Source organism: Nitrospira sp. (assembly GCA_015709715.1).
GTDB lineage: Bacteria > Nitrospirota > Nitrospiria > Nitrospirales > Nitrospiraceae > Nitrospira_A.
This window is the reverse complement of the sequence record CP054184.1, coordinates 3,075,653-3,089,213: the sequence shown is the minus strand read 5'-3', so window position 1 is coordinate 3,089,213 and position 13,561 is coordinate 3,075,653. Positions and strand designations below refer to the sequence as shown.

General features: G+C 57.1%; 8 protein-coding genes and 2 pseudogenes. 6 read left to right on the top strand and 4 right to left on the bottom strand.

Going from position 1 to position 13,561, the window contains the following annotated elements; genetic code table 11:
- Nucleotides 1-50 precede the first annotated feature (50 nt).
- Nucleotides 51-173 carry a hypothetical protein gene (locus HRU82_15010; GenBank protein ID QOJ36168.1) on the top strand — a complete coding sequence of 41 codons (123 nt, stop codon included), beginning with the start codon at nucleotides 51-53 and terminating at the stop codon, nucleotides 171-173.
- A 290-nt stretch (nucleotides 174-463) separates the two neighbouring features.
- Here HRU82_15010 and HRU82_15005 read toward each other — a convergent pair.
- Nucleotides 464-676, bottom strand: a pseudogene (locus HRU82_15005) (transposase).
- A gap of 395 nt (nucleotides 677-1,071) precedes the next feature.
- Here HRU82_15005 and HRU82_15000 point away from each other — a divergent pair.
- Nucleotides 1,072-1,473 (top strand): response regulator, encoded by a 402-nt coding sequence (locus tag HRU82_15000; protein ID QOJ36167.1) that lies wholly within the window; start codon nucleotides 1,072-1,074, stop codon nucleotides 1,471-1,473.
- A 722-nt stretch (nucleotides 1,474-2,195) separates the two neighbouring features.
- Here the strand turns inward: HRU82_15000 and HRU82_14995 are convergent.
- Nucleotides 2,196-3,359, bottom strand: a complete 1,164-nt coding sequence (locus tag HRU82_14995; GenBank protein ID QOJ36166.1) for a response regulator — start codon at nucleotides 3,357-3,359, stop codon at nucleotides 2,196-2,198.
- 333 nt (nucleotides 3,360-3,692) lie between these two features.
- Here HRU82_14995 and HRU82_14990 point away from each other — a divergent pair.
- The 4 genes from HRU82_14990 to HRU82_14975 all read left to right on the top strand — a co-directional run bounded on the left by HRU82_14990 (nucleotide 3,693) and on the right by HRU82_14975 (nucleotide 10,584).
- Nucleotides 3,693-4,813 (top strand): IS3 family transposase gene (locus HRU82_14990; GenBank protein ID QOJ36165.1). Its coding sequence is split into 2 segments (ribosomal slippage): nucleotides 3,693-3,939 and nucleotides 3,939-4,813, totalling 1,122 coding nucleotides; the frame shifts between segments, so codons are not numbered across the junction.
- 53 nt (nucleotides 4,814-4,866) lie between these two features.
- Entirely contained in the window at nucleotides 4,867-5,535 is a 669-nt protein-coding gene (locus tag HRU82_14985; protein QOJ36164.1) for an ATP-dependent endonuclease, read from the top strand.
- A gap of 39 nt (nucleotides 5,536-5,574) precedes the next feature.
- Nucleotides 5,575-6,816 carry an exonuclease SbcCD subunit D C-terminal domain-containing protein gene (locus HRU82_14980; GenBank protein QOJ36163.1) on the top strand — a complete coding sequence of 414 codons (1,242 nt, stop codon included), beginning with the start codon at nucleotides 5,575-5,577 and terminating at the stop codon, nucleotides 6,814-6,816.
- A 2,217-nt stretch (nucleotides 6,817-9,033) separates the two neighbouring features.
- Nucleotides 9,034-10,584, top strand: coding sequence for a hypothetical protein (locus HRU82_14975; GenBank protein QOJ36162.1), 1,551 nt, complete (start codon nucleotides 9,034-9,036; stop codon nucleotides 10,582-10,584).
- A 50-nt stretch (nucleotides 10,585-10,634) separates the two neighbouring features.
- On the opposite strand, the gene HRU82_14970 is transcribed toward HRU82_14975, so the two are convergent.
- On the bottom strand, nucleotides 10,635-11,705 hold the full coding sequence (locus HRU82_14970; protein ID QOJ36161.1) for a hypothetical protein: 1,071 nt from the start codon (nucleotides 11,703-11,705) through the stop codon (nucleotides 10,635-10,637).
- A 286-nt stretch (nucleotides 11,706-11,991) separates the two neighbouring features.
- Nucleotides 11,992-12,060 (bottom strand): annotated as a pseudogene (locus tag HRU82_14965) (hypothetical protein).
- Nucleotides 12,061-13,561: the final 1,501 nt, after the last annotated feature.

Sequence of the window (13,561 nt, the reverse complement as noted above, 5' to 3'; positions counted from 1 at the left end):
TGTCTGGTCTCTGAAGTTCGCCGACAAAACGGGCGCCTCCAGGAAATCGATTGGAGAAACTGAAAGGTGATCGTACGGGGCAGCCCAGCATCAGCATCAACGACCAATGGGGCATTTGTTTCAGATGGATAACTAATGGGGCCCACAATGTCGAGATCACGGATTCTCACTAAAGGAGTAATGTCATGGTGAAGAATGGCATACGGCCGGTGCATCCAGGAGACATTTTGCTGGAGGTTGAGCAGCCGCTGGTGAATAGAAGCGGGCAGATTGGATGGGTGACGGGCCGTCATGCCAGCGCCTCCAGATAGGGACGCATCACACATTCAACTCGGCAAGGCGGGCATAGTGAAGCAGCGCACGAGGCGTCACGTGCCTCCGCTCACGGGCGAGTCGGAGTACCTCAACCGCCACAGCGATGCCGATTTTGTTGGGTGACCCTTGACACCTGCCCCAGCAGCGCCTCCGCCAGTAACTTCTTCAGCCGGGTATTCTCCTTCTCCAGGGCCTTCAGCCGCTTGGCGTCTGGCACGGTCATGCCGCCGAACTTGCTCCGCCAGAGGCGGTAGCTGGCTTCGGAGACTCCATGTTGTCGACACAGATCTTTGACCGCGACCCCGGCCTCCGCCTCCCGCAAAAACCCAATGATCTGGACCTCGGAAAACCGCTTCTTCATTGCCAATCTCCTTTCCTGAAGGGATTGAACTCTAAATCATTGTGCTACTCAATCAAGGGGGGAGGTCGCCAGGGCCACAGACATATATAACTATCCATACATTCTCTTGAACGAACTCTGGGATGGGATATACTCCTGGCACAGGATGCAAGCATAGTGGATATCGATCTCAGAGAAAGTTTGCGTATTGTTCGGGGACAAGAGATGAGCATGCGTGCAGTTATGACCTATTTTTAGACACTAGCGCTCGCATGATTTCGCAACCACTCCATTCGATGGAAGGCACTCGTCTCTCTATCGAAGGTGTGGCCCTAGTCACGAGCCTAGTTGCTCGCACGTGAGAGGAATTGTACGATAACTCAACAATCGACGATGAGCCAAACTGTGCCTCCCTCATGACGGATATTGCCGACATGACGTCCATTCTAATTATTGACAATGACAGAGCTCTAAGAGCCGTCCTTGGTGAGGGACTGCGTGAAGCTGGGTATGTTGTACAGGAAGCTGCCAATGGCCGCCTAGGCGTGAACGCCTTCAGAAAGGCGCCAACGGATCTAGTCATCACTGATCTCTATATGCCTGAGCGCGATGGCCTGGAGGTTATTGAAGCTTTACGTCGGACTAATCCCCAGGTCCCCATACTGGCTATTTCGGGGGCATCCGGCACCATGGACTATTTGAAGGTGGCGTTAACACGCGGCGCCACGGAAATCTTGTCCAAACCCTTCTCCGTCTCGACAGTGGTCCGGATCCTCGATCGTATTTTTGCTCACACATCCCAAAGAGCCCTGCCTTAATAATGCTTGCGGGACTGAGCTCAGGAGGGGCCAATTAATCCTACAAAGAGGTCAGATACCTGCATGACGAACCCTTCTGGAATTCATCAGACCTTTGGAGCGCTATACCCCTCCGAATGGCCGACATCGATACCCGAAGATGAAGGAGCAATGTGAACGCGAGAAGCAGCTGGCTCAGCAGGCCTCATCCAAGCACATATCGGCGTGGAGAGCTATGTCCTCGGACCATCTACAAGTGCGGACAGTGCGGACGATGAGGCGTGAAGCGCCCTTCCATTACTGCCCCGTCTGTCGAACTCTCCTCGTGCCAGAACGCCTATTGATCACGCCAGACGCTCTGGGTCGACGCAGTGTTCCACCAAGACCGGAATGGCACTGCAACGAATGCGGGCGCACCTTCGCTCCGAACTATTTCGACTCACTGCTCCCTCCGAGGATCCGAGATTCGGAAGATACAGGATAAGCCTGCTGTGTGGAATAACGTCTGAGTCACGAAAAAAACAAATCCGATTCCGCCTCGGGAGCGGAGGCCAGATTAGCCACGATTATGCGCCTATATCACAGCATCAATTGTAAATTTGCGGTCTGGACTCGACGGTGTTAGGCTCGCGGCGAATAACTCTGCGGACCTGCTGTCCCCCTCAATGAACGAATGACATAGGTTCCAGATCATTGGGTTGCTTCACGCGAGCTATGCCCCTGGAACAGGGGAAGCGCTTTGATCAATCCACGTCGGCCGAGTCCTGGCCAATGGTCACGAGTACATCGAAAGGTTGCCGAACGCCGATCGTTTTTGAATAGTTGGTCAATCGCATAATGGTAGACGCATTTATTTCCTGCCCCCTCGCGCACAGAAGGACGTGGTCCGATGATTTCAGATCTTCATTCAAAACCATACCTGGGCGGAGATCTGCAATGACCACTGTCCGCACTTCATATTGTATTTCTTGGGCAAACGCTGTCTTTAGCGCCTTAACAATTTCCTCGTCATACCAGCCTTTACGTTTCTTGATCTCATCGAATGCCTGGGTTTTTGTCTTTCCGGCCGATTCGAGCGCATCGAAATCCAGGGCGACTTTCAAAATTCTCGCCTCCATAGGGATTTTAACCCCTTCTCGAGTATCCCCTGCTACTCCAGATCCGTCATAGCATTTGTCCTGGTATCTAATGATCTCCGCCACACGTTTCATCCTGGGAATCTTTGCGATTAGATCCGACGCCACGAACGGATGCTGATTAAACAGCTCCGATTCCTCGCGCGTCAGTATCTCTCCTCGATACACCTTTTTTAGGACCGATTCAGGCAAGATAACGCAACCGATTTGAGACAACATGGCAGCCGTCTTGATCGTCCAGATCTCGGACACGTGGAGATGCTTTGCCATTGACTCCGCATAGTGGGTAATGCGCGACGATCGCCCAAAGGCTTCAGGATTGACCAACGCTAAGATTTCGCATAGCACTCGAATACTCCCGCTCAGCGTCTGTTCCAGCAACTCGCGTTCTGCCATGATCAGACGGTGCTGTACCAGCGCGGCCCTGAGCGTCTTGCCGAGAACGTCTGGCGTACAGGGCTTTGTCAGGAATCGGAAGATCTGCCCTTCATTAATCGCTTCGATCGCCGTTCTGAGTTCGGCATTTCCCGTCAGTAGAACACGGACGGTGTCGGCATCGTGGTTGCGTACTCTTGCAAGGAACTCAATCCCACTCATCCCCGGCATCCTGAGATCAGATACCACCACGGCGAAGGGCCCCTGTTCCGTAACCATTCGAAGACCCTGCTCAGGTCCGACAGCCGTCTCCAACGTAAACTCTTTGCGAAGCTGGCGCTTGAAACCCTCCAAAATGTTGAGATCGTCGTCCACACAGAGAATCCGGTCAGCCATGTTTGCTCTCCTTCTTCCCCTCCCTCTGAACCGTGCTGGCCACTTCTCGCCAGTACTCTAGCCGATCAGTCATATGAAGTTTGTCTAGGTAGGCGAGATCGATCTCAGACGGCATATTCGCCCCTCCCTGCGCGGATTGTTCTCGCAGCAGTGCGTTCGCCACATGCACTGCGGTCAACGGGCTAAACGTCTCTCCTATGCACTCTCCCGGGCAGTGATGGAACGCCACCGCCTCCACAATTGGATCGACTGACGTCTCCCCCAAAAACGACGGCAATCTAAAACGAGAGTAGAATGGCGGCTTCGGCGGTCCTCGACGAAAGGAGTGGATCGATGAAGCGGTCACGATTCTCGGAAGAGCAAATCGTCTATGCCATCCGGCAAGCCGAGAGTGGCACCCCCATCGGGGATGTCTGTCGACAGCTCGGCATCGCCGAGCAAACCTTCTACGCCTGGAAAAAGAAGTATGCGCATCTCGGCGTGAGTGAACTGCGCCGACTGCGGCAGGTGGAAGAGGAGAATGCCCGGCTCAAACGACTGGTGGCCGATCTCTCGCTGGATAAGCACATGCTGTCGGAGGCGTTGCGAAAAAAAGTCTAAGGCCCGCGCGCCGTCGGGAGCTCGCCCAGTGGTTTCACGGGACGTTTCAGGTGAGCTGTGCGCGGGCCTGTCGGTTGGCGCAGTTTGGTCGCGCGTCGTGGTATCGGAAGAGTCAGGCCAAGGATCAGACCGCCCTGCGGCTGCGCATTCGCGATCTGGCGCATGCGCGGCCTCGGTTTGGCTATCTGCGCATCTGGGTCTTACTGCGGCGGGAAGGTTGGGCGGTCAACCGGAAGCGGGTCCGGCGCTGGTATCGCTTAGAGGGGCTCCAGTTGCGCATGCGGGTGCGCCGACGAAAGCATATCGCCCTGCATCGTGGGCCAGCTCCCGTGCCGGTCGGCCCGTCGGAACGGTGGAGTATGGATTTCGTGCATGATACCTTGAGTGAAGGTCGGCCCTATCGGATTCTGACCGTCGTTGATAACTGGAGTCGCTCTAGTCCTGTCCTAGAGGCCGGATTTCGGATGTCTGGAGCGCTGGTGAGTCAGGTACTGGATCGCGTCCTGGGAGAGGGCCAGCGGCCTCGCTCCATCACGGTCGATCATGGGACGGAATTCCAGTCCCGTGCGCTCGAGGAGTGGGCGTATCGACGGGGCGTGCAGCTCGACTTCATTCGACCGGGGAAACCCGTCGAAAATGCCTTCATTGAATCATTCAACGGACGGCTGCGGGATGAGTGTTTGAATGTACATCAGTTCGCCTCGCTGGCTGAGGCCCAGGCGATCATCGAAGCCTGGCGCGTGGACTATAATACCCGCCGTCCCCACAGCTCACTTGGGCACCTGACGCCAAGCGAGTTCGTCAGGCAACGTCAGGAAGAACAGGACACCGAAAAAGTCGTCTGCTCTCCTTAAGAGCTGTCTCGGAATGGGGTCAACGTCAGAAGCCAGAAAGTTCTCCTTACTGAGTGTCTGCATTTACGGGGAGCTTACGCCTCGCCACGGGAGAAGCGCCCAGCAAACCTCAGGGTGTTCTGGCAAAAATTCACCAAGCATTACAGCCTTCACTCAATGAGATGTTTTTTACCTCCCGTCTCGTATTGGTCGAAGGTCTTGAAGATGTTGCTTATCTGAGTTCCTATCTTCATCTCCTCAATAAATGGGACCAGTACCGCCGCAGCGGTTGTCATATTGTCCCCGTGAATGGCAAGAGCGAGATGTTACGCCCCTTGGTGATTGCCAAGCATATCGGCATTCCAACTTTCGTTGTCTTTGATTCAGATGCCGATGAGCAGGACCCAGGTAAAAGGGCGAAACATGAGAAAGATAACAAAGCCCTGCTTGCGCTTCTAGGCAAGGCAAACGAAAACCCATTACCCACAACCAGCTTGTGGGGCCCTGGGTTTGTCATGTGGCGATCAAATATCGGCGCTCTTATTAGAGCAGAAATTGGTGCAGCTGACTGGAGTGCCTTTCAAGCAAAAGCTGACAAGCAGTACGGCCATGCTGGTGGACTTCGGAAAAATACACTGCATATCGGGTTTTGTCTTGCCCAAGCGTGGGAATCAGGCAAAAGCTCGCCAAGCCTCGAACGCCTGTGTAATGAGATTTTGAATCCAGCCGTCACTGTTCAGTAAAAAGTGCTTCCGGGAGCATGGCCATCGAGAAGAACCAATATGCGGGTCATTCATACTTCTGATTGGCATCTTGGCCAGGAACTCCATGGATTCGCTCGTGGGGTCGAACATGACTCATTTCTCGACTGGCTAGCCAACCAACTGGTCGAACAAAACGCTGACGCACTCATCCTCACGGGCGACATTTACGACACGGTTAATCCACCTATCCCCGCTCAGCAACGCCTCTATCAGTTCTTAAGGAGAGCCATAACGGAAAGTCCGCATCTCCAAATAGTGCTCATCGGCGGTAATCATGACTCGGCCGCACGACTTGAGCTGCCGAAACATCTTCTCGATACGAGCCGAGTCCATTTCATCGGGGGAATGCCGCGGCATAATGGTCAACCGATTGCAGCCCAGACACTGATTGCACTTCGGGATGTGACCGGAACTCCTCGCGCGGTGTGTGCTGCGGTCCCTTACCTACGCCCTGGAGATCTTCCCGCAGTAGCCAGTGGTGAACACCCCCTTCACGCTCTCTACCAGCAAGTTATTGAGGCTGGGCACGCTATGTGTGTAGGCCTCCCATTGATCGTTACGGGCCACTTACATATGAGCGGCGGAGCAGTATCGGAACTGAGTGAACGACGAATCGTCATAGGAGGCGAGGAGGCGGTTTCCTCTGATCTTTTCCCATCAAGTGTCTCCTATGTAGCTTTAGGCCATCTCCACAAACCACAGCTTGTCTCAGGCCAAACTGTCATCCGCTATGCCGGATCGCCTTTCCCCATGTCAGTCGCCGAGAAAGATTATCAGCACAGTGTTGTAGTGATCGACCTTGATGCGACCGCTGGCATCACAATAGATTTGGTGCGGACGCCGAGACCCGTCGCCTTCCTTCGCGTTCCACAAGTCGGCGCAGCGCCCCTAGACCAAGTCGAGGATGAATTGCGCCACATCGAGGTCGACGATCCCGGCCTGGATCGCCGGCCATTTCTCGAGGTCGCGGTTCGGCTTGATGGAGCTGAGCCAGAGCTCCGTCCACGAATTGAAGCCGCATTGGAGGGGAAGCCAGTCCGACTCACGCGTATCGTTCGACAGACTGAGGGACAAGGAGGCACATTGGCTGACGCCGTGGAAGGAGATACAGAGCTAGACGCGCTAGAGCCGGCCCATGTGTTTGCTCGTCGACATGTCGAGGAATACGGAGTTGAGCCGGCAGCGGAGCTTACGAGTGCCTTTGAGGAAGTGCTGACTGCCATCTTATCACCAGAGGACGATCAGACAGGCGCAACATGAGAATCCTTGCGATCCGAGGCGCAAACCTCGCCAGCCTCTCCGATCCATTTGAAGTCGACTTCGAGACAGAGCCGATTCGCAGCTCTGGTATCTTCGTGATTACTGGGCCTACCGGGGCCGGAAAGACGACTTTGCTGGATGCGCTCTGCCTTGCCCTCTTTGATCGTCTCCCTCGCATGGATACCGCTGAAAGTGGCGCATTAATCGGACGGATCGAGGGCGATAGTTCGCAACAGATCAAATACGATGACGTACGCGGTATTCTTCGTCATGGCGCCAGCGCCGGCTATGCAGAGGTGGACTTTGTCGCACAGGATGGGCAGCGGTATCGCTCTCGCTGGGAGGTGAATCGTGCGCGCGGCAAAGCCGATGGGAAACTTCAAAATCAGAAGATCACGCTTACAGACATCAAGTCCAGGGCAATTATCGGTGACAAGAAGACTGATACCCTTCTGCAGATCCAAAAGCGCATCGGGCTCAGCTTCGATCAATTTCGGCGATCAGTCCTTCTAGCCCAGGGCGACTTTGACACTTTCATAAAGGCCGGCTCAAAAGACCGGGCTGAGCTCCTCGAAAGGATCACGGGGACCCAGATTTATTCTGATATCTCACGAGCGGCATTTGTCCGAGCCAAACAGGAGCGGGAGGCGCTACGAGACCTCGAAACTCAACTCGGCGAACATCAGCCGCTTGGAGATGAGGCCAGAACTGCAGCTGAGGAACGCCTCCAGGAAGCTAAGGCTGAACAAGACCGAATCGAGACAGCACGAGTGACTCTCACCAAATGGGAGGGTTGGCACGAGAATAAATCTCGCATCGATGCACGTATTGCGGAAGGGAATGCGGCGCTGACGCAGGCCTTGGCGCTAGATCACGATGCCGAAAGTGACCGCGGCACCCTCGCTATCACAAAAACAGCACTTTCCCTGCGTGCCGAGATCGAGACAGCAGCGGCCACCAGAAGGCGACTGACAGAGGCAGAGAAAGCATTCGCCGACGCGCAGGAAGGTGAACGTAAGGCTCTAGAGGAGCGTGATAAAGCAGTTTCGACAAGCAACCTTGCTAAGGAGACACGCGACAAAGACCGAGCAGCCTATGATGCGATAGGCCCTGAACTGGACAAAGCGCAACGGCTCGACGCCCTGATTGAATCAGCCAAAGGTGACTTGACCAATCTAACAGATCTCCTCGAAAGGGGCGCTAAGGATAGAGATACGGCGCGCGATGCCGTTACAAATGTCGAGCGTACACTCAAGGCGACACGAGATCAGCGTGAGAGTGACGGCCGTTGGCTCGAAGAACACAAATCAGTTGAGACACTTTCGGTACGAATGAGAGATGTTGAGAAGGATCTATCCGATCGACTGAACCTGACAACTGATGTTGCATCAACCAGAGCAAGGATTGAGCAACTGGTTCGCGAAGTGGATGTTGCCAGAACGTGTCGGCAGGATAAGGAAAGTGTCGTCGCGGCCCTCCAGGAACAAGACCGTAAACTAGACGAGCAAATTGCCACCCTGCGGCAAATTGCTGACACGATAAATGCCGTTGCGGCTGGTGCCAGACGCGATGCGCTCATGCAAGTTCAGGCTGCGCTGGATGATGCTGTGGAAGCTACAGAAGATGCTCAGAAGGCCTATGGAGCCATCATTGCGGCAAACGATGAAGCAAGCAAACAGGAAACCCTCATCCAAAGGGCTTCCGGCGTCATAGTCAAGGTAGACGCCGAGTTACCCACGGACATGGCACGGTTAGAAGAAGCCCGGCATAGCCTGGATCTTTCCAAGGCAGCGGGAACGGAGGCAGCGGAGCATCTTCGGCTCAAGCTGGAAGAAGGACAACCATGTCCGGTCTGCGGAGCAACGGAACACCCTATCTCCGACGTTGATCGATTACTTAAGGCTCGAGTACTGGCCGACCATACACGCGTCGCCGAGCTGGAAGAAAAAGTCTCCTTCTCTCAGACTAACCGTGCCCGCGCACAGACACAGATTGCTGCGGCAAAGGATGCACTGGAAGGAGTCCTGCAGCGCAGAGGGAGCCAAGAATCTGAATTGCAGATTGCCTTCGCCAAATGGGAGACATCAGTTGCTTCTGTATCGATCCATTGTGGGGAGATAGGAGTATCCGCCCCCACTTTCCCCAAGGAAGCCATTGGTGCAGAAAGTGTAGAGATTGTCAGCTCCTTTCGAATGACAGTGGGAAAGATGCTAAGCGATGCCAAGGAGACTATTCAGCGTGCATCCGACGCTGAAACTCAAATCCGAACGATCTCCGATGATAGAGAACGTTCGCGCTCGCCTTTTGGATGCGAATGCGGACATTGTAAAGCTCACGAATGAAGAACATGGTAAAGCCAGTACAGTGGGGATGCTACAAGTAACTCTTCAGGGAAAGGAGCAGACTCTAGCTTCTCTCGATTCCCGACTCGATACAGCGCTCGCCCCGGTGTTCCCCAACTGGCAACACCAAGTTACCGCCAGCAGCGAGGCTTTCCTAGAAATCTGTAGCAGTCTGGTCAACGACTGGCGCGAATGTCGTAGCAGGCTTGAGACAACCGCTGCCGATATTTCCCGTCTTGAAGTTGATCTGGAGGGAAAGCGGGTAACACTCAAAGCTTTGGAGACCGCCATCGAGGAAACCAAGAAACGACACGCAGATAAGAAGGACGAGCTCAGCAAACACAATGGCGAGCGCATCCAGATTATTAACGGACGGCCAGTCGGCGAAGTTCGAACTGAATACAGAAAGCGATCGGAAACCGCCGACAAAGCCTGGAGCGAAGCTGAGCATAAGAAGTCCATGGCTGAGCAAGTTGCCGCTGGAAACTCGTCGAATGCTCTAGCCGCTCGCAATGCCTTTGACGCGGCACAAACCGACCATGAATTCGCAGAGGCATTGCTCACAGAAAGGCTCCAGTCTTGTGAAATCAGTCGGCCGCAAGCTGAATCCGCAATCACCAAAGGCGAGGCATGGGTTGATGCTGAGCAAATGCGCCTCGACCGCCTTCGGGAGGCCGTGGCGACCGCACGGGCAACCCTCGCTGAGAGACAACAGTCTGCAAAAGAGCACGAAGCCACTGATCGCCCTTCACAAACTCGTGAAGAAATCGCCACGGCCCTTAAGGAGATAGAGACGCAGCGCATCACAGCATCAGAGGCATATATCGAAGCCAGCTCGGTTGTCCTGAGTGATGACCAAGCGCGTTCACGAACGGCAGAAATCCAAGCAGCTCTTCATGAGCGACAACAGCAGGCACGTGTATGGGGACAGCTTGACGATCTTATCGGTTCAGCTGACGGCACCAAATTTCGTCGATTCGCTCAATCACTGACACTAAATCATCTCATTCGTTTGGCAAACCGGCACCTAGTCAATCTTCACCCCCGGTATGAGCTACAACGAGCACCGGGCAGCGATCTCGTATTACAGGTCATCGATCGCAACATGGCTGATGAGATCCGCGGGGTTCACAATCTTTCCGGCGGCGAAAGATTTCTAGTTAGCCTTTCCCTAGCACTCGGACTCGCCAGCATGTCGTCAAATCGAGGGATTAAGGTTGACAGCTTGTTTATCGACGAAGGCTTCGGTGCACTGGATAGCAATAGCCTTGCGATGGCCGTCTCTGTCCTGGAACAACTACAAGCCACTGGTCGGCAAGTCGGTGTGATTAGCCATGTCGAGGAGATGAAAGAACGAATCGCAGTAAAGGTGGAGGTTACCCCGGTCGGCAGCGGCTGCAGCACTGTCCAGGTTGTAACCGCCTGATCCTTGCATCCTCTCCATTATGGACCTATGTGGCATGATCGGACAGTTGCTCAAGAGAGGACCACCCATGCCCGACGGCATTCGTCCGGGCCAAGGATCTCCTCAGGGATACGGCACCCAGCCCGTAGTACGGCCGTGACCTGGCTTCGCAACGACGGGGCGATGACCTCGAGGATTCTCTGCCGATCGCCCTCCGAGAAGCGTTCTATTGATGGCCACCCCTGGGGAAGCCCAAAGGCTTCCGCTCCAGCAAGCATTTGTCGATGAAGTTCGGTGGCCGGTAGGACTGCGGGCAGCCCGAGATCTCGCGCGCAATTTCGGGTCGCCCACGCGATGTCGAGTCCGGCGTGGTCAAGGTCGCCCACGTAGTGAATGGACTCAACACCGCGCTCTATCGTCTTGATATGTCCGAGCGCCGCGAGGACGCTCCGTCCGCCGCCGTACGCGATTATGTCATACGGCCTAGCTGCTATCTCAGCTAGGACTCGCCGCGCAACGTTAAAGGGGCCGGCGTTCTCAAAGATCACCATACGGCCACCGTCGCCGACTGCCTCCCATGCAAGTGGAAGCGCGTCGGGCAGGCAGGCCAGCATAGCGAGCGTCAAGCGTCCGGGCCCAAACAGGGACGTGGTCGTGAGCGATGCGAGCGCCTTCTCATCGCCGGTCAACTGCAGCGACCGGTACTTCAGCGGGGCGGCCTCACGGAACATCCCCTTCACGAAGCCCTCGTGAACGCGGCGGAGAAATTCTATCTGTTGATTCGACAAGCTCCGGCATTGGACGACCCAGTGAAGCTTTTGGTGCCAGGGAAACGTCCGCCACGGAAACGCTGCCGGTGCGGTTTGATCGCGAACGATGTCCACGCTGGTCGGAACAGCCGGATCCATCGACCGATCCCATCGGTTACCACGTTCTGGTGGGAGCCGAATGCCTCCACGCACCTCGATGGACCTGAGCGCGTCGAGCAACAGCCGACGCTCTGCGGGCCCGGGCGTTCTGTGAGGAAAGACCTTCGCCAAGGTGCGCCAGAGATCCTGGGCGCCGACGCGAACGGATGTGCCGGCGAGGAGGCCGCGTTCGAACTGATCGAGCCGGTGCTCATCGATCTCGGGACCCATCATCACTGCTCCACGTCATCCGGAGCGGCGGCCGGGGCGTTCTCCCTGCGTCCGATGCGAACAGCCTCGATGACGCGAGCCTCGTCCGGAGCGTGCTCGACCAGGCGACGACCGCTGTTGCGGTCGACGCGCTCGTTCCGGAGGCGGATCACGTTCGGAAGCGCGCGGAGGGCCTCGTGATCGTTGACCCCGGTCGTGTAGATGAGCTGCACGCCCATCGCCCGCGCGACATCACGCTGAAGCTCGAGGAAGCGAACCCGCGACGCGCGGCCGATCGGGTTGTCGAGAATCAGGACGCTCGAGGCGCGCCTGGACAGGCCGCGTGAGCGACTTCGCACGCGGGCGAGCGTGCAGTACAGGAGGATGGCCCCCGTGAGCTGCTCGCCGCCGCTCGAGCGGGCCATCTCGGGGATGCTCACGGTTCGCCGGTCGAGCGCGGGGTCCGGGTGCAGTACGCGAACCTGGACCGGCCGCGCAAGCCGTCGCACCGCGGCCTGGACCAACGCCACTCCGCCGAGATCGTGCTTGCCATCGAGGATCTCGTCGATGAGCTCGGCCAGACGAGCGCGCTTCTCGCTCGGGTCGTCGGGCTCCTGCGTCTGGATCCTCAGGAAGTGAGCGCCGCCAATGCCGGGCACGTGGTCCGGAAGCTTGGAGAGGCTCGATGCCTGGTGTAGCAGCTTCATCCCCTCTTCGGCGACGGCGTGCAGCTCATCGACCAGAACCGTTCGATGACGATCGACGCTCGAGATCTGTTCCTCGAGCACGTTGCGACGTAGCTCGAGCTGGGCCCCGAGCTCTACGCTTGCACTCTCGAGCGCGGGCTCGTCGTGTTCTTGGAGGCGCCGTACCCAGGGCGCGTCGAGGCGCTCGAACTCGGGTCCCGCCGCAAAGGCTCGAAGGCCCGCGATGGCAGTTCCTCGCTCGCCGTCCATCGCCTGCCAGTCCGCCCGCGCCTTGCGGAGCCCATCGGTCAGCTTCTTCAGCCGCGAGGGCAACACCGACTCTTCGAGCGTCGCGGCCAGGCCGGGCCCGGGCGGGCTGACGCCCTCCGCCATCAAGTCCACGTAGTCATCGCGCAAGGACCTCAGCCGTTCCGCATGCCGCTCGACATCGGAGGTCCGCTGTCGGACCTGCTCGGCGTTCTGCTTCGCCGCGTTCGCGTGCGCCTGCTCGGACTCCGCGCTGTTCTGGTGCAGCTTCGCCTCGCCCTCCAGAGTCGTGGCCTCGGCCTCGGCGAGCTCCGGCGTGCTCGGTGCCCGCTGAAGAGGGGCCAACATGATGAACGCCTTGCAGGCCTCCTCGGCCTGCTCGAGCGCCACAGCGGCGGGGTCGATGCGGCCCTTGAGATTGCCCATGCGGCCTTGCAGAGAGCTCGCCTTTGCCTCGGTCTCCTGCCGCAGTTGGTCGACTGTGTCCGGCTCCGCTAGGCCAGCGAGGTGTTCTCGGATGATCTCCTCCGTGATATCGGCGGACAGCAGTTTCGCGAGTCGGCCGCGCTCTTCCTTCGCGTTGTCGTCGTTTTGTTTCGCCAGCGCCAAGAGAGCGTCCGCCCCGACCTTCTCCTCGTACTGGCTCCTCAGGAGGCGGTATCGGTCACGAAGCTCGTCGAGCGGTCCCGGCTCGGCGACCACCTCGCCTTCGACGTACTCGAGCGCAGACCGCTCGGTCTCGACGACGCGCGCCTCCTCGCCTTGCTTCTGCGCCGCTTCGGACGCGCCCGTCGCACGCTCGTCGGCGGCATCTGCAAGGTCCTGCCACTGCTTGACCTCGTCGGCCGCCTTCTTCGCCCGAGTCTTCGCCGATTCGAGATCCGTCCGCCACTTCGCGGAAGGCCGGACGTGTTCGTCGAGGAAGGC